This is a genomic window from Roseateles sp. (assembly GCF_039595595.1).
Taxonomy (GTDB): domain Bacteria; phylum Pseudomonadota; class Gammaproteobacteria; order Burkholderiales; family Burkholderiaceae_C; genus Roseateles.
This window is the reverse complement of sequence record NZ_JBCNLG010000015.1, coordinates 12,480-33,268: the sequence shown is the minus strand read 5'-3', so window position 1 is coordinate 33,268 and position 20,789 is coordinate 12,480. Positions and strand designations below refer to the sequence as shown.

General features: G+C 70.6%; 12 protein-coding genes. 9 read left to right on the top strand and 3 right to left on the bottom strand.

Annotation, left to right across the window (positions count from 1 at the left end; translation table 11 throughout):
- Positions 1 to 33 precede the first annotated feature (33 nt).
- The 6 genes from ABDW61_RS17415 (at position 34) to ABDW61_RS17390 (ending at position 11,502) form a co-directional block, all read left to right on the top strand.
- Entirely contained in the window at positions 34 to 3,336 is a 3,303-nt protein-coding gene (locus ABDW61_RS17415; protein ID WP_343640435.1) for a response regulator, read from the top strand.
- A complete protein-coding gene (locus ABDW61_RS17410) occupies positions 3,333 to 7,220 on the top strand; it encodes a response regulator (RefSeq protein WP_343640434.1) in 3,888 nt (1,295 codons plus the stop codon). The genes ABDW61_RS17415 and ABDW61_RS17410 overlap by 4 nt, the downstream gene beginning before the upstream one ends.
- A complete protein-coding gene (locus ABDW61_RS17405) occupies positions 7,217 to 7,759 on the top strand; it encodes a response regulator (RefSeq protein WP_343640432.1) in 543 nt (180 codons plus the stop codon). The genes ABDW61_RS17410 and ABDW61_RS17405 overlap by 4 nt, the downstream gene beginning before the upstream one ends.
- A gap of 34 nt (positions 7,760 to 7,793) precedes the next feature.
- Positions 7,794 to 8,882, top strand: coding sequence for a trypsin-like peptidase domain-containing protein (locus ABDW61_RS17400; RefSeq protein WP_343640431.1), 1,089 nt, complete (start codon positions 7,794 to 7,796; stop codon positions 8,880 to 8,882).
- Positions 8,883 to 8,937: 55 nt separating this feature from the next.
- Entirely contained in the window at positions 8,938 to 9,942 is a 1,005-nt protein-coding gene (locus tag ABDW61_RS17395) for an LLM class flavin-dependent oxidoreductase (protein ID WP_343640430.1), read from the top strand.
- A 189-nt stretch (positions 9,943 to 10,131) separates the two neighbouring features.
- A complete protein-coding gene (locus tag ABDW61_RS17390) occupies positions 10,132 to 11,502 on the top strand; it encodes a hypothetical protein (RefSeq protein WP_343640429.1) in 1,371 nt (456 codons plus the stop codon).
- 47 nt (positions 11,503 to 11,549) lie between these two features.
- Here the strand turns inward: ABDW61_RS17390 and purL are convergent, their stop codons facing one another.
- Positions 11,550 to 15,554: a phosphoribosylformylglycinamidine synthase gene (purL, locus tag ABDW61_RS17385; RefSeq protein ID WP_343640426.1), complete on the bottom strand. Its 4,005-nt coding sequence runs from the start codon at positions 15,552 to 15,554 to the stop codon at positions 11,550 to 11,552.
- A gap of 156 nt (positions 15,555 to 15,710) precedes the next feature.
- Positions 15,711 to 16,010, bottom strand: a complete 300-nt coding sequence (locus ABDW61_RS17380; protein WP_343640424.1) for a hypothetical protein — start codon at positions 16,008 to 16,010, stop codon at positions 15,711 to 15,713.
- Between the two features lie 271 nt (positions 16,011 to 16,281).
- Between ABDW61_RS17380 and fusA the strand changes: the two genes are divergently transcribed.
- Positions 16,282 to 18,384: an elongation factor G gene (gene fusA / locus ABDW61_RS17375; RefSeq protein WP_343640422.1), complete on the top strand. Its 2,103-nt coding sequence runs from the start codon at positions 16,282 to 16,284 to the stop codon at positions 18,382 to 18,384.
- Between the two features lie 72 nt (positions 18,385 to 18,456).
- Here the strand turns inward: fusA and ABDW61_RS17370 are convergent, their stop codons facing one another.
- Positions 18,457 to 18,684: a hypothetical protein gene (locus ABDW61_RS17370; RefSeq protein ID WP_343640420.1), complete on the bottom strand. Its 228-nt coding sequence runs from the start codon at positions 18,682 to 18,684 to the stop codon at positions 18,457 to 18,459.
- A gap of 220 nt (positions 18,685 to 18,904) precedes the next feature.
- On the opposite strand from ABDW61_RS17370, the gene ABDW61_RS17365 reads away from it, so the two are divergent.
- Complete coding sequence (locus ABDW61_RS17365; RefSeq protein ID WP_343640418.1) at positions 18,905 to 19,315, top strand: helix-turn-helix transcriptional regulator; 411 nt, start codon at positions 18,905 to 18,907, stop codon at positions 19,313 to 19,315.
- Positions 19,296 to 20,534, top strand: coding sequence for a type II toxin-antitoxin system HipA family toxin (locus ABDW61_RS17360; protein WP_343640417.1), 1,239 nt, complete (start codon positions 19,296 to 19,298; stop codon positions 20,532 to 20,534). The genes ABDW61_RS17365 and ABDW61_RS17360 overlap by 20 nt, the downstream gene beginning before the upstream one ends.
- Positions 20,535 to 20,789 lie beyond the last annotated feature (255 nt).

Here is a 20,789-nt window from a genome sequence, read left to right as displayed (position 1 = left end):
AGCTGTCGCCGCGGACGACGTGCAAAGGACAGGATGCGTCCGTCGATTCCGAGGGAGGGGATACGGCAGGCGGTGGCGTGGACCGGCATTGCCCTGGCCGCGATCGCGGCCGGCATCGGGGTGAGCGCCACGCAGAGCTGGCTGCTCGAGCGCGACCACCATCGCGCGCTGCGCACGGCCGCAGATCGCGAGGCCACCGCGCTGCTCCAGGAGACGCGGTCGGGCAGGGAGATGGGCGCGATCGAGATCAGCGGCCTGCTCGATCCGGTCGTCAAGTCGCTGGCCCTGGAGACCGATGCGCAGCAAGCCCGCCAGCACCGGCCCGGCGAGGCTCAACTGGCCGCCATCGCCGCCGCGATGGAAGGCGACGAGGCCTTCGTGATCAACCGCGACGGCCTCATCGTCGCCGAATGGGTCAAGCGCCCCGAGCAGCAGGCCATCGGACTGGATCTGTCCTACCGCCCCTATGTCCAGCAGGCGCTGCAGGGGCAGGCCTCCATCTTCACCGCGCTCAGCGCCCGCCTGGGTCAGCGCGCCATCCTGTTCGCGGCGCCCATCTACGCGGGCTACCAGCAGTCCAGCGGCATGATTGGCGTGATGGTGGGGCGCAAGCTGCCGCAGATGCTGGACCGGATCATCAAGTCGCCGCGCCACGCCGGCGCGCTGCTCGTGTCGCCGCACGGCGTGGTCTTCGCGGCCAGCCAGCCCGATTGGGAAATGACGCTGATCGGCCCGGTGAGCGCGGAGCGGGCGCGGCAGCTCACGCAGGAGCGGCGCTACGCCACGCTGTTCCAGGACCCCGCCGCCACCCGGCGGCTGCCCTTCGACCCGGACGCCGGGCCGGTGGCGGTGATCGGCGGCCGCCGCCTGGCGGTCGCGGCCGCGAATGTCGAATGGAACGACCCGGCAGGCCCGTGGCGCCTGGTGCTGCTGGACGACCTCGCCGGCGTGGTGCCGGCGCGCCAGCAGGCGCTGGCGGCGGCCTTGACCGCCATCCTGGTGCTCGCCGCCGCCGCGCTGTCCCGCTTGATGGCTGCCCAGCGGCGCCAGAGCGCCCGGCACGTGGCGGAGATCCAGGCCCGCGCCGACCAGTTCCGCGCCATCTTCAACATGGCGCCGATCGGCGTGGGCCTGCTGCTGGACGGGCGGGTGGAGTTCGCCAATCCGGCGCTGGCCTCGCGGCTGGGCATGCGGCTGCAGGATCGCTGGCCGGACCGCGCCGCGGACGACGCGAGCCGCGCCGTGATGGCCGAGGTGATGGCCTACCGGCTCGAGCGGCGTCATGTCGACGTGCGCCTGATCGACACCGCGGGCGAGCCGCGCGACTTCCTGCTCTCGACGATGCCGCTGGACTACGAGGGCGACAAGCCCGCCCTGCTGCTGTGGCTGGTCGACATCACGCGGCGCCGCCAGGCGGCCCGCGAAGCGCTGCGCGCCAAGGAGGCCGCGGAGGCCGAGGCGCATGCCAAGTCCAGCTTCCTGGCCAGCATGAGCCACGAGATCCGCACGCCGATGAACGTGATCATCGGCATGTCCGATCTGGCGTTGCAGACCGGCATGGACGCCCGTCAGCGCACCTACCTGGAGAAGGTCAACGACGCCGCGGTCAGCCTGCTCGACCTGATCGACGACATCCTGGACTTCAGCCGCATGGAGTCCGGACGGCTGACGCTGGAGGCCGTCCCCTTCGACCTGGACCAGGTGCTGGACCACATGGTCAACCTGATCGCGCTGCGCGCCGAGGACAAGGGCGTGGAACTGCTGCTGCACCTGCCTCAGGACGTGCCGACCGCGCTGATCGGCGATCCCGTGCGGCTCGGGCAGGTGCTGGTCAACCTGGGCAACAACGCGGTCAAGTTCACCGAGGCAGGGGAAGTGGTGGTCGCCGTGGAGCGGGTCGTCTCCAGCGCCTCCAGCGCCTCGCCCGGCCAGGTCGAGCTGCGCTTCAGCGTGCGCGACTCCGGCATCGGCATGAGCGAGGAGGCCGCGGCGCGGCTGTTCGCCAGCTTCGTGCAGGCCGACACGTCGACGAGCCGCAAGTACGGCGGCAGCGGCCTGGGCCTGGCGATCAGCCGCCAGCTCGTGGAGCTGATGGGCGGGAGCATCGGCGTGGATTCCCGCCCCGGCCAGGGCTCGACCTTCAGCTTCAGCGTCCGGCTGGGCCTGCAGCCGGCAGCCCACGCGGCGCAACCGGCCGTGCCGGTGGACGTCTCGCGGCTGCGGGTGCTGGTCGCCGACGACAACGACGCCGCGCGCGACATCCTCGGCGCCCTGTGCGCGGGCTTCGGCATGCGCGTGGACCGCGCCGCCAATGGCGCCAGCGCCGTGCAATGCGTGCTGGAGGCCCAGGCGGCTCGCGACCCCTACGACCTGGTGCTGATGGACTGGCAGATGCCGGTCCTGAACGGCCTGGAGGCGGCGCGCCTGATCGCGGACGGCCGGCTGGCCGCCCCGCCGCACGTGCTGCTGGTGACGGCCTTCGGCCGCGACGAGACGCTGACCGCGGCGCTGGCGGACTTCGACCCGCGCGACCGGCCGGTGCAGCTGAACAAGCCGGTCACCGCCTCGACCCTGCTGCAGGCCGTCGCGGCGGCCAGCGGACACGCCAGCCAGCGCCCGCCCTCGGTGCCGCGGCGCCGGACCGCGACGCGCCTGGCGATGATGCAGCTCGCGGGCGCGCGGCTGCTGGTCGTCGAGGACGATCCCGGCAGCCAGGAGCTGGCCGCCGAACTGCTGCGCGCGGCCGGCCTGGAGGTCACGCTCGCCGGCGACGGCCAGCAGGCGCTGGACCTGCTGGCGTCCACGCCGCAAGGCTTCGACGCCGTGCTGATGGACTGCCAGATGCCCGTCATGGACGGCTACGAGACCACCCGGCGCATCCGGCGCGAACCGGCCTGGCGCGAGCTCCCGGTGATCGCGCTGACCGCCAGCGCGATGAGCGGCGACCGTGAGCGCATCCTGGCCGCCGGCATGAACGACCACCTGCCCAAGCCGCTCAACGTCGAGCGTCTGTTCGAGACGCTGGCGCGCTGGCTCGTGCCGCGCGGCCCGGAGACCGCCGCCCAGGCCGCGTCCGCCCTGCTCCGCCCCGCGGAACCGGCCGCCCGGCTCGAGGCCTTGCTGCGCCGGCTCACGCGCGAGCTTCACGCGGGCGACGCCGGCGCGCTCGAGTCGGCCCAGGCGCTGCTGATGGACCTCGAGGTCCGCCCGCCGCCGTCAGCCCGGGCGGTGCTGCTGCGGCGCGCCGCCGCAGCGGTCGCGCGCTTCCAGTTCGACGAGGCGCTGGCCCTGCTGCGCTGGGACGGCGGCGCGGCCGCCGGACGGAGGGCGCGATGAACCGCGTCGCCCGGCTGCTCGCCGGCCATCGGCCGCTGTACTGGCTGGCCGCGGCCGTGCTGGCGCTGCTCACCGGCGCGCTGGCCGCGGACCTGGCGCGCCGCCATGAGGAGGCGGCGCTGCGCGCCGGCCTGAACACCTGGAGCGACCGCGAATGCCTGGTCCTCAGGGGCACGACCGAGGACAGCCGCGCGATGGGCGCCGTGCGCCTGGCCGGCCGCGTCAACGCCGAGGTGAAGATGGCCACCGGCGTGAGCGACGTCAACGTCGGGCGCCTCACGCGCCCGGCCGCGGACGCCCTGGCGGTGCTGACCGACCATGTCGGCGCGGAGTTGAGCTTCATCGTCAACCGGGAAGGCCGCATCGTCAGCGACTGGAACCGCGGCGACGTGCAGCCCACCTCCATCGGGCAGGACGTGCGCGGCCGCGAGTATTTCCGCCAGGCGATGCGCGGCCAGCCCAGCGTCTTCATCGCGACGAGCCTGACCGCCGCGCGGCGCTCGGTGTTCCTGAGCGCGCCGATCTACGCGGACACCGGTGAGCAGGGGCCGATCATCGGGGTGATCTCGTCGCGCTACCTGGCGGATCAGATCGACCGCTTCCTGGGCTCGCGCGCGGATGCGGCCGGCCTGCTCCTCTCGCCCCATGGCGTGGTGATGGCCGCCAGCGAGCCGGCCTGGGTGATGGCGCTGGCCGGTCCGGCGCTGCCCGAGCGCACGCAGCGGCTCGCCGCGAGCCGCCAGTACGGCCACAGCTTCGACGACCCGGCCCGTGTGGTGCCCCTGCCCTTCGACCCGGCCCAGCCGACGGTGACCGTGGCGGGCCGCCGTCATGCCGCCGTGGCGCGCGCGATCGACTGGGGCGATCCCGCCGGCCCGTGGCACCTGGTGTACGTGGCGGACCTGCGCCACGCCTTGAGCCTGCCCGCGCAACTGGCGATCGGCGCGCTGGCCGCGTTCATCGCCTTCGCGCTGCAGGCCGCGCTGCTGCGCCATCTGGAGCAGCGGGTCGCGCGCCATGCGCTGGAGCAGCGGCTGGTGGCGCAGGAGCACCGCTACCTGACCATCATCGCCCGCACCCCGGTGGGCATCGGCGTGATCGCGGACGAGCGCGTGCAGGTGGCCAATCCGGCGCTGCGGCAACTGATCGGCGTGCGCGTCGGCGAGCCCTGGCCGGACGTCTACGCCGACCAGGCCAGCCGCGATCGCGCCACGGCGATGCTGCGCGGCGGCGAGCCGCGCGAGGGCGACATGGAGCTGGCGCTGCTCGACCCGGACGGCCAGCGGCACGATTGCCTGGCGATCTTCCTGCCGGTGGCGCTGCAGCAGCGGGGCCTGCTGCTGTGGCTCACCGACCTCACCGACCAGATCGAGGCGGAGGCCGACATCCGCCGCGCGCGCCAGGCCGCGGAGAACGCCACGCGGCTGCGCGCCGATTTCCTGGCCAACATGAGCCACGAGCTGCGCACGCCGATGAACGCGATCATCGGCATGTCCGAGCTGGCGCTGGAGACGGAACTGGATGCGCGCCAGCGCAATTACGTCGAGAAGGCCCGCGACGCGGCCGGCAACCTGCTGGGCGTGATCGATGACATCCTGGATTTCAGCCGCATCGAGGCCGGCCGGCTGACGCTGGAACACATCCCCTTCGAGCTGGGCGAGGTGCTGGACCACGCGGTGCAGGTGCTGGGCCTGGGACTGGAGCAGAAGGGCGTCGAACTGCTGCTGAACGTGCCGCCGGAGGTGCCCGCCGCGCTCGTGGGTGATCCGCTGCGGCTGGGACAGGTGCTGACACAGCTGGGCAAGCAGGCCGCGCGGGTGACCGGCGAAGGCGAAGTGGTGATCGCCGTGACGCTCGCCGCGCCCGGGGGACCCGAGGGACCGGGCGAACCGGGCGAGGTCGGCGAGGCCGGCGATGGGATCGGGCCAGGCCTGGCGCCGGCGGGCGGCGAGGTCCTGCTGCAGTTCAGCGTCAGCGATGGCGGGCCCGGCCTGACGCCGGCGCAACTGGCGCAGGTGCGCCGCCAACTCGACGAGGCCGAACCGACCTCGCCCGATGGCAGCGGCCTGGGGCTGGCCATCTGCCGGCAGCTCGTGGACATGATGGGCGGGCGCCTGTGGGTCGAGACGATGCCCGGCGTCGGGAGCACCTTCCATTTCGCGGTGCGGGTCGGCGTACAGGACGGGGATCAGGGTGAGGACGCCGGTGCCGGCCTCGCCGCCGCCGCCAGGACGGGCGCGCGCGTGCTGGTGGTCGACGACAGCCGCGTCGCGCGCGAGTTGCTCGCGGCCCTGTGCCGGGCCCAGGGGCTGGTGCCGGAGATGGCCGCCAGCGGGCGCGCTGCGCTGCGGATGGCGAGCGCCGCGGCGCTCGCCGGGCGCCCCTTCGACTGGATGCTGATCGACTGGCGGATGCCCGAGATGAACGGCCTGTCCACGGCGTCGCTGATGCTCGATGAATTCACCCGGCCGCCGCGCATCGTGCTGGTCACCGCGTTCAGCAACGACGAGACGCTCTACGAGGCGATGTCGCGGCTGCCCACCGGCCACCGGCCGCCCGTGCTCGCCAAGCCGGTGACGGCGGCAATGCTGCGCGGCGTGCTCGGCGCGTCCCCGCCCGCCGAGAGCCCCGGCGCCGTCCAGGCGCGCCGTCAGGCGGCCACGCGCGCCGCGATGCGCGCGCTTGCAGGCGCGCGCATCCTGGTCGTCGACGACATCGCCGTGAACCGCGACCTGGCCGAGGACCTGCTGTCGCGCGCCGGCGTCGCGGTGACGCTGGCGGCCAACGGCGCCATCGCGCTGGACCTGCTGCGCGCGTCGCCCGGCGGCTTCGATGGCGTGCTGATGGACTGCCAGATGCCGGAGATGGACGGCTACGAGGCGACGCGCCGCCTGCGCGAGGACCCGCGCTGGCGCGCCCTGCCGGTGATCGCGCTCACGGCCAACGCGACGGGCGCCGACCGGGTCCGCATCCTGGCCACCGGCATGAACGACCACATCGCCAAGCCGCTGCATGCCGACGCGCTGTTCGAGACGCTGGTCCGCTGGGTGCGCCCGCGCGCGGCCGATGCCATGGACGTCGCGGACGCTGCGGACGCGGCCGGCGAGGCGCTGGAGCCGCCCGCGGACCCGGACGATCCGGCGGCCGGCGGCGGCCCGCTCTGCGCCGAGGCGCCCTCCCCCGTGCCGGCGATCGAGGGGCTGGAAGCGCGCACCGGCCTGGCGACGGCGGCGAACAACACCGCGCTCTACCTGAGACTGCTGCGCGTGTTCCACCACACCCAGCAGGCCACGGCCGCGCGGCTGGAGGAGGCCGCGGACGGCGAGGATCCGCAGCCGCTCGAGCGGCTGGCGCACGCGCTGCGGGGCGCCTCGGCCACCATCGGCGCGATGACGCTGTGCGAGGCCGCCACGGCGCTGGAGGAAGCGTGCCGCGCCGAGGCCTCCGCGCCGCGCCGGCGCGAGCTGGCGGCCACCGCCAGCGCCGCGCTGAGGCGGCTGCTGCAGGGGCTGGATCAGACGCTGCAGACGCTGCCGGTGCCGCCGGCCCCCTCGCTGCCGCCGGGCGTGACCCTGCCGGGCGCGGATCTTGCCGCGCCCCCGGCGGACCAGGTCGAGCGGCTGATGGCGGACCTGGCACGGTGGCGGCGCCAACTGGCCGGTCACGACGGCGTGGCGGCGGAAACCGCCGACACGCTGGCGAGGACGCTGGACCAGATGGGCAGCGAGCTCGATCCCGCGCGCGCCGCACGGCTGCGCGAGGCCGCGCAAGCCGCGGCACGCTTCGATTTCGAGGCCGCGTTGCGGCTGCTCGATGCGGCCGAGCCGCCCGGCGACGACGAACCAGCGGCGGGTCGCACCAGCCGCCCAGGAAACACGCCATGAACGACCACCCTCCCCCTTCCAATCCCGAAGCCAACGCCGAAGCCAGCGCCGAAGCGGGCGCCGCGGACGCTGACATCGCCGACACGCGCCCCGTCCTCCTGGTCGTGGACGATTCCCCCGAGATCCTGTCGCAGCTCTACGAACTGCTGAAGGACCGCCACCGGGTCAAGGTCGCGACCACTGGTGACCGCGCGCTGCGCATCGCCGCCCAGACGCCGCGCCCCGACCTGATCCTGCTGGACGTGCTGATGCCCAACATGGATGGCTACGAGATCTGCCGCTGGCTGAAGGCGGATGCCGCCACGCGCGACATCCCGGTGCTGTTCCTGACTTCGCGCTCCGACGTGGCCGACGAGAGCCATGGTCTGGCGCTGGGCGCGGAGGACTACATCAGCAAGCCCATCAGCCCGCCCATCCTGCTGGCGCGCGTGCGCACGCACCTGCGTCTGAAGGCGGCGGCCGACCTGCTGCGCGAGCGCGCGGCCCAGCTGGAGGCCGAGATCGCGCGCCAGTCCGGCCACGCGCCGGCCTCGTCATAATCGCGCGCATCGCCTCGATGCCCCTTTCACCGCCATGCCCGTCCGACCGCGCCAGGTCTTGCGCGCCACGCGCCTTCCCGCCACCTTCGCCCTCCTGCTCACCGCCCTGACGCTGGCTGGCGCCCAGCCCCGCCCGGTGACGCCGCGCGGCCCGCTCGACGCCCAGGAGCAGAACAACATCGCGGTGTTCCGCAAGCTGTCGCCGTCGGTGGTCCACATCACGACGCTGGCGCAGCAGCGCGACTTCTTCTCGCGCAACGTGACCGAGGTGCCCAGCGGCACCGGCTCGGGCTTCCTGTGGGACGAACAGGGTCACATCGTCACCAACTTCCATGTGATCCGCGGCGCCTCGGCCGCCAAGGTCACGCTGTCGGACCAGTCCTCGTACGACGCCGCGCTGGTGGGCGTCGATCCCGACCGGGACCTGGCGGTGCTGCGCATCGCCGCGCCGCGCGAAAAGCTGCAACCGGTGCCCATGGGCGCCAGCAAGGACCTGCAGGTGGGCCAGACGGTCTATGCGATCGGCAACCCCTTCGGACTGGACCAGACGCTGACGCGGGGCATCGTCTCGGCGCTGAACCGCGAGATCGAATCGATGACGCAGCGCACGATCCGCGGCGCGATCCAGACCGACGCCGCGATCAACCCCGGCAATTCCGGCGGGCCGCTGCTGGACTCCGCCGGCCGGCTGATCGGCGTGAACACCTCGATCTACAGCCCCAGCGGCGGCAGCAACGGCATCGGCTTCGCGATCCCGGCCGACGAGGTGAACCGCGTCGTGCCGCAGCTGATCAAGCATGGCCGCGTGATCCGCCCGGCGCTGGGCCTGACCGCCGGCACCGACCAGCTGCGCCAGGTGCTGCGCCTGCCCAAGGGCGTGGTGCTGATCGGGCTGCGGCCCGGCGGCGGCGCGCAGCGCGCGGGGCTGCAGCCCTTCATGCGCGGCCGCGACGGGCGCATCGTCGGCGGCGACGTGATCACCGCGGTCAACGGCAAACCGGTCGGCGATCTGGACGAGCTGCTCAATGAACTCGAGGAGCGTCAGGTCGGCGACAAGGTCACGCTGTCGGTCTGGAATGGCGGCAAGACGCGCCAGGTCCAGGCCCAGCTCACCAGCGATTGATCGCGATAACCCTGACGCCGCCCCGGTCCCGCGAGCGCGCCTAGACTGCGCGCCCATGCAAGCCCGACTCTCGATCCTCGACCTCGCCCCCATCGTGGAGGGCGGCAGCGCCGCGCAGGCGCTCCATGACAGCCTCGCGCTGGCGCGCCATGCCGAGCGGCTCGGCTACACGCGCTACTGGGTCGCCGAGCATCACAACATGGACGGCGTCGCCTCGTCCGCGACCGCGGTGCTGATCGGCCAGATCGCCGCCGCGACGTCGACGATCCGCGTCGGCTCCGGCGGGATCATGCTGCCCAACCACGCGCCGCTGACGATCGCCGAGCAGTTCGGCACGCTGGCGACGCTGTTCCCCGGCCGCATCGACCTGGGCCTGGGCCGCGCGCCCGGCACGGACGGTCCGACGATGCGCGCGCTGCGCCGCCACCTGGCGACCGCGCACGAGGACCGATTCCCGGAGGACGTGCTGGAGCTGATCAGCTACCTCGCGCCGGAGCAGGAGGGTCAGGCCGTGCGCGCCATCCCCGGCCAGGGCACCGAGGTGCCGGTATGGCTGCTGGGCTCCAGCCTCTACGGCGCGCAGCTGGCCGCCTATCTGGGCCTGCCCTTCGCGTTCGCATCGCACTTCGCGCCGGCGATGCTGATGCAGGCGCTGGAGATGTACCGCGAGCAGTACCGGCCCAGCGCGCGCCATCCCAAGCCGTATGCGATGGTGGGGCTCAACGTCGTCGTCGCCGACACCGATGCCGAGGCGCAGCGCCTGTTCACCTCGCTGCAGCAGCGCTTCCTGGGCATGCAGCGCGGTCAGCGCGGACCGCTGCCGCGCCCGGTCGACAACATGGACGCGCTGTGGACGGCCGGCGAGAAGCTGGCCGTGGAGCGGATGCTGGCCGAGGCGATCGTGGGCTCGCCGCGCACGGTGCGCGAGGGGCTGCGCGAGACGCAGGCGCGCACCGGCGCGGACGAGTTCATCGTCGCCTGCGCGCTGCATGACGCGGCCGCGCGCCGCCGCTCGTACGAGCTGCTGGCCGGCGTGGCGGCGGAGACGGCGCTGGCCTGAATCCGGCGCTGAAACCGGCACCGAAGCCGGCTGGCGTGCGCCGCGCGCAGCGCAACCACGGCCTTCAGGCAGGCGGCCACCGCGATCGGGGAGCGTCCGCGCCGCCGGCGCTCAAGCGCGCGAATTGCCGCGCGCGCGCCGGCTTGCGAGCATGCCGGGCTCCGTCCTTGACGCCAGGAGCCCCTTCGCATGTCCGCCCGAGTCCGATCACGCACCGCCCGCCGGCGCGTTCCCGCCCGCCAGTCCGGGTTCAGCCTGTTGGAGCTCAGCTTCGCGACGCTCGTGTCGATCGTGTTCTATGTTGGCGCGACGCGTCTGCGGCAGTTCGACCAGATGGTCGACATCGGACGCCATGCCGGCCAGAAGCTGGCGGCCTTGAGCGACGGCGCGCGGCGCTACGTACAGGCGCACGGCACGGCGCTGGCGGGGCGGCCGGCGCGCTGCGCGGAGCTGGCGCTGGCCTCGGCGACACGGGCCGCGCCGCCGCTGCCGCCGGACTGCGGCCTGCGGATCGGCGACAAGCCGCCGGTGGCCAACGCGTTGCAACCCACCGCCCGGGAACTCCAGGGGCTGGGCTTCATGGACGTCAATGACGCGCTGCCGTTCAGGCATGGCAACCAGGTCATCGACGGACGCACCGGCGAGCCCGCGGAGCCGCGCTGGGCCGTGTCCATCCGCTGCATCGAGCATTGCGCCCCGGCGCCAGCCGCGAGTGGCGCTTCGGCGCCGGCGTTCTCGGTCACGGTGTTCAACACCCAGCCCTTCTTCGCCGCCGGCGACCTGCCCTATGGTCACGGCGCGCAGCTGAACGCGGCGCTACGCGCGGCCGGGCCGTATGGCGTGGCCTCCTGGCCCGGCGACACACCGCAGGCCGCGAGCCGGTTGCGCGGGCCGAGCAGTCCCGCGGCGAGCAACCCGCTGCACGGGACGGCACCGGGGGATGGCGTGCCGGGCGTGCTGGCCACCTTCCAGCGCGTCGGCCCGGGGGGATCACCGCACACGCCGAAGTGCGGCAACGTCATCGGCGCCACCTGCCAGGACGGCTCGGCGAAGCCGACGGAGAACTGGGACTTCAACGCAAAGGACCTCCTCAACGTCGGCAAGCTGGCAGTCACCGCCGACGCCCGCTTCGACCGCCGTGTGGATGTCAGTGGCGACGTCCAGGTGGGTGGCGCCGCCGGCCGCAGCGCGAACCTGGTCATCACGCGCGGCGACGTGGAGCTCCGGGAGGGGCGGATCGCCGTGCGCCACGGCTTCGGCGATTTCAGCGATCCGCGCTCCATTGGCGATTCGCGCCTGGGCGGCATCCGTCTGCCCACGACCCTGGCGCCGGGGCGCGCCTGCGATCCGACCGGACTCAATCCGGACCACTCGGGAGGCAACCTCGGCCTGTACTTCGACGGCACGGCCATGCATGTGATGGTGTGCCGTCCCCATCAGATCTCGGCGCGCGGCGGTGGCGCCGAAGGGCGCGCGCGGCAGATGCAGGGCATCTGGACGCACGCCGGCGATCCGCGCGGCCAGGACCGCATGCAGGGGCCGTGGCCCCTGCAGCCCTGAGCGAAGCGCCGGCCTCGCCAGCGGGCGCCCTCTTCAGGCGGTGGAGTTCAACCCACCCACTTGCGCGCGTTGCGGAACATCCGCATCCAGGGGCTGAACTCGCTGGCGTCGCCGCCGGTCCAGCTCATCTGGATGTTGCGGAACACCCGCTCCGGGTGCGGCATCAGCGCGGTGAAGCGGCCATCGGCCGTGGTCACCGCGGTCAGCCCCTGCGGGCTGCCGTTCGGGTTCAGCGGGTACTGCTCGGTCGGCTGGCCGTCGCCGTCGACGTAGCGCATCGCGCGCAGCACCTGCTCCGGATTGCCGCGCTGCGAGAAGTCCGCGAAGCCCTCGCCATGCGCGACCGCGATCGGCAGCCGGCTGCCGGCCATGCCGGTGAAGAAGATGCTCGGCGAGTCGACGATCTCGACCTGCGCCAGACGGGCCTCGAACTGCTCGCTGCGGTTGCGCACGAACTTCGGCCAGTGCTGCGCGCCAGGAATCATCGGCGACAGCGCGGCCAGCATCTGGCAGCCGTTGCACACGCCCAGCGCGAAGCTGTCCGGGCGCGCGAAGAAGGCCTCGAAGGCCGCCTTCAGCACCGGGTTGAACAGGATGGAACGCGCCCAGCCCTCGCCGGCGCCCAGCGTGTCGCCATAGCTGAAGCCGCCGCAGGCGATGAAGCCCTTGAAGTCCTTGAGGTCGACGGCGCCGGCCTGCAGGTCGCTCATGTGCACGTCGTAGGCGTCGAAGCCGGCCTGCGCCATCGCATACGACATCTCGACATGCGAGTTGACGCCCTGCTCGCGCAGGATCGCCACCTTGGGACGCACGCCGCTGGCGATGAACGGCGCGGCGACGTCGTCCTTGACGTCGAAGCTGGGCAGCCAGTGCAGGCCCTTGCCGGGGGCGCCGGCCAGCGCGTGTTCCTGATCGGCGCAGGCGGGGTTGTCGCGCTCGCGGGCGATGCGCCAGGAGACCTGGTCCCATTCCTGCTGCAGCTCGTGCAGCGGCGCGGCGAAGACCTTCTTCGCATCGCGCCAGACCTCGGCCTGCTTCGCGTCGTTGGTCTTGCCCACGACATGCGAGACCTTGGACAGGCCGTGCGCGCGCAGCGTCTGCAGCACGGCGTCGCGGTCGCCCGTGGCGACCTGCAGCACGGCGCCCAGCTCCTCGTTGAACAGCGCCTTGAGCGTCAGCTCGTCGCGGCGGCCGCTGACCTGCGCGGCCCAGTTCTTGGAGTCGCCCATCTCGGCGCGGCTGTCGCTGATGCCGTCGCCCTCGGTGACCAGCATGTCGACGTTGAGGCTGACGCCGCGCTGGCCGGCGAAGGCCATCTCGACCGCGGCGGCGAACAGGCCGCCATCGCTGCGGTCGTGGTAGGCCAGCAGGCGGCCCTGGCCGCGCAGCTCGTTGACGGCCGCGACCAGCGACTTCAGCAGCGCCGGATCGTCGAGGTCAGGCACCTCGGGGCCGAACTGGTTCAGCGTCTGCGCCAGGATCGAGCCGCCCATGCGCATGCGGCCCTGGCCGAGGTCCACCAGGATCAGCGTCGTGTCGCCCTCGCGCAGCTGCGGCGTCAGCGTGCCCCGCACGTCGCCGAGCGAGGCGAAGGCGGTGACGATCAGCGACACCGGCGCGGTGACCTGCTTCGCCGCGCCGTCCTCGGTCCAGCGGGTGCGCATCGACAGCGAATCCTTGCCGACCGGGATCGACACGCCCAGCGCCGGGCAGAGCTCCATGCCCACGGCCTTGACGGTGTCGTAGAGCGCGGCGTCCTCGCCCGGCTCGCCGCAGGCGGCCATCCAGTTGGCGGACAGCTTCACGCGGGACAGCTCGATCGGCGCGGCCAGCAGGTTGGTGATGGCCTCGGCCACGGCCATGCGGCCGGACGCGGGCGCGTCGACGGCGGCCAGCGGCGTGCGCTCGCCCATGCTCATCGCCTCGCCGGCGAAGCCCTTGAAATCGGCCAGCGTGACCGCGCAGTCCGCCACCGGCACCTGCCAGGGACCGACCATCTGGTCGCGGTGGTTGAGCCCGCCCACGGTGCGGTCGCCGATGGTCACCAGGAAACGCTTGCTGGCCACCGTCGGGTGGCGCAGCACGGTGCGCGCGGCCGTGGCCAGTTCGACGCCGTCCAGCGTCAGCGCGCCGCCCGAGCGCGCGACGCGCTGAACGTCGCGATGCATCTTCGGCGGCTTGCCCAGCAGCACGTCCATCGGCATGTCGATGGCGCGCTCGCCGCCGGCGCCGTCCTCCAGCACCAGTTCCCGCTCCGCGGTCGTGACGCCGACGACCGCGAACGGGCAGCGCTCACGCTCGCACATCGCGGTGAAGAGCGCCAGACTCTCCGGCGCGATCGCCAGGACGTAGCGCTCCTGGCTCTCGTTGCACCAGATCTCCTTGGGCGCCAGGCCGCTCTCCTCGAGCGGGACCCGGCGCAGGTCGAAGGTGGCGCCGCGGCCCGCGTCGTTGACCAGCTCGGGGAAGGCGTTGGAGATGCCGCCCGCGCCGACGTCATGCACGGCCAGGATGGGGTTGCGCTCGGCCAGGCCCCAGCAGTGGTTGATGACCTCCTGCGCGCGGCGCTGGATCTCGGGGTTGCCGCGCTGGACCGAGTCGAAGTCCAGGTCCGCGGTGTTGGTGCCGGCCGCCATCGAGCTCGCCGCGCCGCCGCCCATGCCGATGCGCATGCCGGGGCCGCCCAGCTGGATCAGCAGCGTGCCGGCGGGGAATTCGATCTTCTTCGTGAGGTCCGCGCGGATCGCGCCCAGGCCGCCGGCGATCATGATCGGCTTGTGATAGCCGCGGCGGATGCCGTCGACGTCCTGCTCGAAGACGCGGAAGTAGCCGGCCAGGTTGGGGCGGCCGAACTCGTTGTTGAACGCGGCGCCGCCCAGCGGCCCCTCGGTCATGATCTGCAGCGCGCTGGCGATGTGGGCCGGCTTGCCGATGGGGTCCTTCTCCCACGGCTCGGACAGGCCCGGCAGGTGCAGGTTGGACACTGAGAAGCCGGTCAGGCCGGCCTTGGGCTTGGAGCCGCGGCCGGTGGCGCCCTCGTCGCGGATCTCGCCGCCGGCGCCGGTGGAGGCGCCCGGATGGGGCGAGATCGCCGTCGGGTGGTTGTGCGTCTCGACCTTCATCAGCACATGGGCGGTCTCGGCGCGGGCCTCGTACCGGGGCGCGCGGCGGTCGCCGGCGGGGATCCAGCGCTCGATCGCGTGGCCTTCCATCACGGCGGCGTTGTCGGCGTAGGCGATGACGGTGTGCTGCGGCGACACCTTCTCGGTGTTGCGGATCATCCCGAACAGCGACAGCGGCTGCGGCTGGCCGTCGATGGTGAATTGCGCGTTGAAGATCTTGTGGCGGCAGTGCTCGCTGTTGGCCTGGGCGAACATCATCAGTTCGACGTCGCTCGGATCGCGGCCCAGTTTCTGGAAGGCGGCGACCAGGTAGTCGATCTCGTCGTCGGACAGCGCCAGGCCCCAGGCGGCGTTGGCTTCCACCAGCGCCGCGCGGCCGCGGCCGCTCACGTCCACGTGGGCCAGCGGCTGGGCCTGCTTGTCGTCGAACAGATGGGTGGCGGCCTCGCGCGACAGCAGCACGCTCTCGGTCATGCGGTCGTGCAGCAGCGCGGCGCAGGCCAGCAGTTCCTGCTCGGACAGCGGCTTGGCGCCGCCGGTCAGGCCGGCCAGCAGGCCCGACTTCAGCGTCAGGCGGAACTCGGTGACGCGCTCCACGCGGTGGATCGCCAGGCCGCAGTTGTGGGCGATGTCGGTGGCCTTGGAGGCCCAGGGGCTCAGCGTGCCCAGGCGCGGGGCGACGACGATCAGCGCGCCGTCCGACGGGCCTTCGTAGCGGTCCCCGTAGTCCAGCAGCGAGGCGAGCTTGGAACGGCCCTCGGCGTCGATCGCGGCATCGGTCCAGACCCAGTGCACGTGGCGCGCGTGGACGGCGGCGATGCGGTCGCTGACGGCCTGCAGGCGCGCCAGCAGCGCCGCGGACCGGAAGGACGAGAGGGCATTGCCCCCCTCGAAGTGAATCAGATGCTTGGACGAGGTGGTGCTGGCCATGGGATCCCGGGGGGTTTGCGCCGCGCGCGCCGCGGCGGAGAGCCCGGCATTCTAGCCAGCGCGGCCGCACGGCCCGGGTTTACCCCCTGCGGGCCGCGCTCCTGGGCGCTGGCCGGCGGTGGCTCCGCGCGGCCTTCTGCGCAGGTCCGGGCCCGTTCAGTGGCACTCCGTCAGGCGGTCGAGCGCCAGGTGCAGCTGCTGGTCCGCGAGCTTGCCGCGCAGCGGCTGGACCCAGGCGCCCGGCGCGCCGGTGACCAGCGACTTGAGCGCCAGCACCTTGACCGGCTCGGGCTGGGTCGGGCGGTCGCGATCCAGCGACCACCAGCCGTCCGGGACCGTGCAGGTCATGCCCTCGGCGACGGCGGCGTTGACCGCCCCGGGTGCCGCCGCCACGGTGGCGGCCAGTGCAAGAGTCGCCGGGCCTGATGACAACAGGCCTGCCAAAGCACGCAACATCTCGTCTTCTCCCTGACTGTTGAAGTGACCGAATGTATCGAGGTCCCATGACGTAACCGGGCGGGAACACCACCCTTCGCCCAGTTGCCGCACCCTCATTCGCGGGGGTGGCGCGCGTGGCGGGGGCGGGGCTCAGCCCCGGTGCCGGCGGGCTCTTCCGGATGGCGGATGGCGGCTGTCATGGCTTGTCGCTACATTGACCGGTTTTGGACCGGCGCGCGACTGCGAGGAGAGCAGGCGCGCGGGTCGTTCATCGCCACTGGAGACCAGCATGTCCCGCAAGACTCCCATCGAGCACTACCGCAACATCGGCATCTCGGCGCACATCGACGCCGGCAAGACGACGACGACGGAGCGCATCCTGTTCTACACCGGGGTCAATCACAAGATCGGCGAGGTGCACGACGGCGCGGCAACGATGGACTGGATGGAGCAGGAGCAGGAGCGCGGCATCACCATCACGTCGGCCGCGACGACCTGTTTCTGGAAGGGCATGGACCTGTCCTATCCGGAGCACCGCATCAACATCATCGACACCCCGGGGCACGTGGACTTCACGATCGAGGTGGAGCGGTCCATGCGCGTGCTGGACGGCGCGGTGATGGTGTACGACTCGGTGGGCGGCGTGCAGCCGCAGTCCGAGACGGTCTGGCGTCAGGCCAACAAGTACAAGGTGCCGCGGCTGGCCTTCGTGAACAAGATGGACCGGATCGGGGCGGACTTCTACCGGGTGCGCCAGATGATGGTGGACCGGCTCAAGGCCAACCCGCTGCCGATCGTGCTGCCGATCGGCGCGGAGGACCAGTTCAAGGGCGTGATCGACCTGCTGAAGATGAAGGCGATCATCTGGGACGACGCGTCGCAGGGCATGAAATTCGAGTACCAGGACATCCCGGCCGATCTGAAGGCCAAGGCGGAGGAATGGCGCGAGAAGATGGTCGAGGCGGCGGCCGAGGCGGACGAGGAACTGATGAACAAGTACCTCGAGAGCGGGGAACTGGACGAGGCCGAGATCAAGCGCGCGATCCGTCAGCGCACGATCGCGGGCGAGATCCAGCCGATGCTGTGCGGCACGGCGTTCAAGAACAAGGGCGTGCAGCGGATGCTGGACGCGGTGATCGACTTCATGCCGTCGCCGATCGACATTCCGCCGGTGCATGGCACCGACGACGACGAGAAGGACACGACGCGCCGGGCCGATGACAACGAGAAGTTCAGCGCCCTCGCCTTCAAGCTGATGACCGACCCCTATGTGGGTCAGCTGACCTTCGTGCGGGTGTATTCCGGGATCCTCAAATCGGGGGATTCGGTGTTCAACCCGACGCGCGGGAAGAAGGAGCGGATTGGCCGGATCCTGCAGATGCATGCGAACCAGCGCGAGGAGATCAAGGAGATCCTGGCGGGGGACATCGCGGCCTGCGTGGGCCTGAAGGACGTGACGACGGGCGAGACGCTGTGCGATCCGGAGTCGATCATCACGCTGGAGAAGATGGTGTTCCCGGAGCCGGTGATCTCGCAGGCGGTGGAGCCCAAGACCAAGGCGGACCAGGAGAAGATGGGCATCGCGCTGGGCCGGCTGGCGGCGGAGGATCCGTCCTTCCGGGTGCGCACGGACGAGGAGTCGGGGCAGACCATCATCTCGGGCATGGGCGAGTTGCACCTGGAGATCATCGTCGACCGGATGAAGCGCGAGTTCGGCGTCGAGGCCAATGTCGGCAAGCCGCAGGTGGCGTACCGCGAGACGATCCGCAAGTCGGTGAGCGATGTGGAAGGCAAGTTCGTGCGCCAGTCCGGCGGCAAGGGCCAGTACGGGCACGTGGTCTTCACGGTCGAGCCGCAGGAGGCGGGCAAGGGCTTCGAGTTCGTGGACGCCATCAAGGGGGGTGTGGTGCCGCGCGAGTACATCCCTGCGGTGGAGAAGGGGGTGATCGACACCCTTCCCAATGGGGTGCTGGCGGGGTATCCGGTGGTGGACGTGAAGGTCACGCTGACCTTCGGCTCGTACCACGACGTGGACTCGAACGAGAACGCGTTCAAGATGGCGGCGTCGCTGGGCTTCAAGGAAGCCTGCCGCCGCGCCAGCCCGGTGATCCTGGAGCCGATGATGGCCGTGGAGGTCGAGACGCCGGAGGACTATGCGGGCACGGTGATGGGCGATCTGTCCAGCCGGCGCGGCATGGTGCAGGGCATGGACGACATGGTCGGCGGCGGGAAGATCATCAAGGCGGAGGTGCCGCTGTCGGAGATGTTCGGGTACTCGACCTCGCTGCGCTCGGCCACGCAGGGCCGCGCGACGTACACGATGGAGTTCAAGCACTACTCCGAAGCGCCGAAGAACGTCGCGGACGCGATCATGACGGCGCGGGCCAAGTGATCCGAATCGACGAGCAGATCGGCGCTTGACGCGCCGAAACAGACGGGCCGCATGCGCGGCCCGTTTTTCTTTTCATGGTCTCGGTGCCGGCGCCTTGCGGCTGGTCCGCCGGAATCCCAGCACGCCGCCCGCGATCGAGCACAGGACGATGAGTCCCAAGGCGGCCATGAAGGAGTTGCCTATGTCCGAATCGGACTTGATGTAGCGCGGGGCGTACCAGAGCGCGAAGAGCTCCACCAGCGCGTAGGAGACGCGGTCAAACAGCGCTGCGCCAAGGATCGTGAAAAGAAGTCGCTTCATTGCATCAGCCAGAACCAGATGGCCTTGGCCCTTTTGTAATCGCCCAACATCGCGGCAAACGTGGGCTTGTCATACCTCCCAGCCGAAGAGGTGAGCATCATTCTGAAAATTTGCGAACGCGGCGGGACCATGACCAAGGTCAGGTCCGACGCCAGTCCGTGGCGAGCTACGGGCGAGTGAAGGTCTGCAGTTTCCCGGGCCCGCAGCAGCTTCAAGTTCCTTGCCGATTTACAACGCAAGCCATAGCTTACAAAAGGTGCAGTTCTTCGCTGAAATGCAAGCCATAGCTGACGATCGAAAGACAGCGATCGCAAGCTATAGCTTGCAAAAATCCAAGTTACAGCCTAAATTGCAAGCCATGCCTGACACTGCAAGCTTTCCCGAAGACATCGGACTGATCCTGAAGGAACAACGGGAGGCCAAAGGCCTCTCGAAAACGGAGCTGGCCGCCCTGTCGAACCGCGTGCGCGAGGTCATCTACCGCCTTGAGGCAGGGCAAGAGTCCACCGTGTCCTCGCTCATGGCTGTGGTCAGGGCCCTGGGCCTGCGCATCCGTTTCGAACGGGCAGGAATGCCGACGATGGAGGAACTCGCGGAGCGATTCGCTCGGGATGACGACGATGCTGCCTGACAAATTGCCCGTCCTGGACGTCAGCATCGGCGCTCTGCGTCAGGCGGGACAGCTCGTCAAGGGCTCTACCTACGAGTTTCGTTACCTCGATCCATCGCTCGAACAGCCTTCCGTATCACTGTTAATGCCACCTAGCGCGAAGCTGACGTGGCAGTCCGGAGATCTATTTCCCTCCATGGACCAGAACCTCCCGGAAGGCGATCTGTTCATGAGAATCCGGCAGCTGTTCCCCAAACAGCCGACGACGCCGATGCACTTGCTCGCGCTGATCGGGGAGAACGGCATCGGACGTCTGGGATTCACGATGCCGGGAGCGGTGCCCTCCCCTCGCCCCCAGACCTTGAGTCGGGATTCGCTGCTCCGGATGCGCTACACGCCGGAGTTGTTCGACGAGCTTGTTCGCGCCTACCTGAACACGGGTGCTGGGATCGCGGGCATGCAGCCGAAGATCATGGTGCCGGACCGGCCGACGGTTCCCATTCCGTCACTTATCGTCAAGGCGGCCAGCCCCGCGTACCCTGGCCTGGCGGCCAACGAGTTCCTGTGCTTGAGCGCAGCCAAGCGGGCCGGTATCGAAGTGCCGGGCTTTGACCTTTCCGATGACGGGCAACTTCTGCTTGTTGATCGCTTCGATGTGATTTCGCACCCGGGCGGCAATATCGAGCGCCTTGGTTTCGAGGATCTGGCCGCGCTGTCGGGTAAACGGGTGCGGGACATCCTGTCCGACCGCAAATATCACGGCAGCTATCAGCGCATCGCCGAGTTACTGGTGCTGATCAATCTGCCGCCATCGCAGTTGCACCGGTTCTTCGAGCAGGTTGCCTTCTCGGTGATGGTTCATAACGGGGATGCGCATCTCAAGAATTTCGGCGTGCTGTACCGGTCGGCCGAAGACGCCTGGCTCGCGCCCATGTTCGACGTCGTGACGACATCCGTGTACCGCTACACGCAATACGCGGGCGGGCCCGAATTGGTGGACCGCACGATGGCGCTCAAACTCTTTTCCGGTCGCCATGCAACGAAGGCTTATCCCACGACGGAAGAGCTGATCGAGTTCGGCAGGTTGTGCGGCACCTCGGATCCGAAGGCCGTGCTCTCGCGCATTGCTGAGGCAATGCAAGCCACCCTCCAACAGGCAGTTGGGGACGCGCGCATTCCGAATACGTTGTTGAACGAGCTTTCCGCGGTTTGGGAAGAGGGGCTCATGCACGGGCGCTGAGCTAGGTCTCCCATCAGCAGTTCACCGCCGTCGAGGAATCAATCAACGGACGACCACGTAAGATTTTGAATTGGCATACGCCCCAGGAGTCTTCTCAATGTTGACCCTGGACCTCGTCAGAGGTGTTGCACTTGAAGCTTGAAACCGCCCTGCAAGCTTCCCCGAGGACGTCGGACTGATCCTGAAGGCGCGCCGTGAAGCGCGCGGCATGTCCATATCAGCGCTCGCGCGAGATGCCTTCAGAGTCCGGGAAGT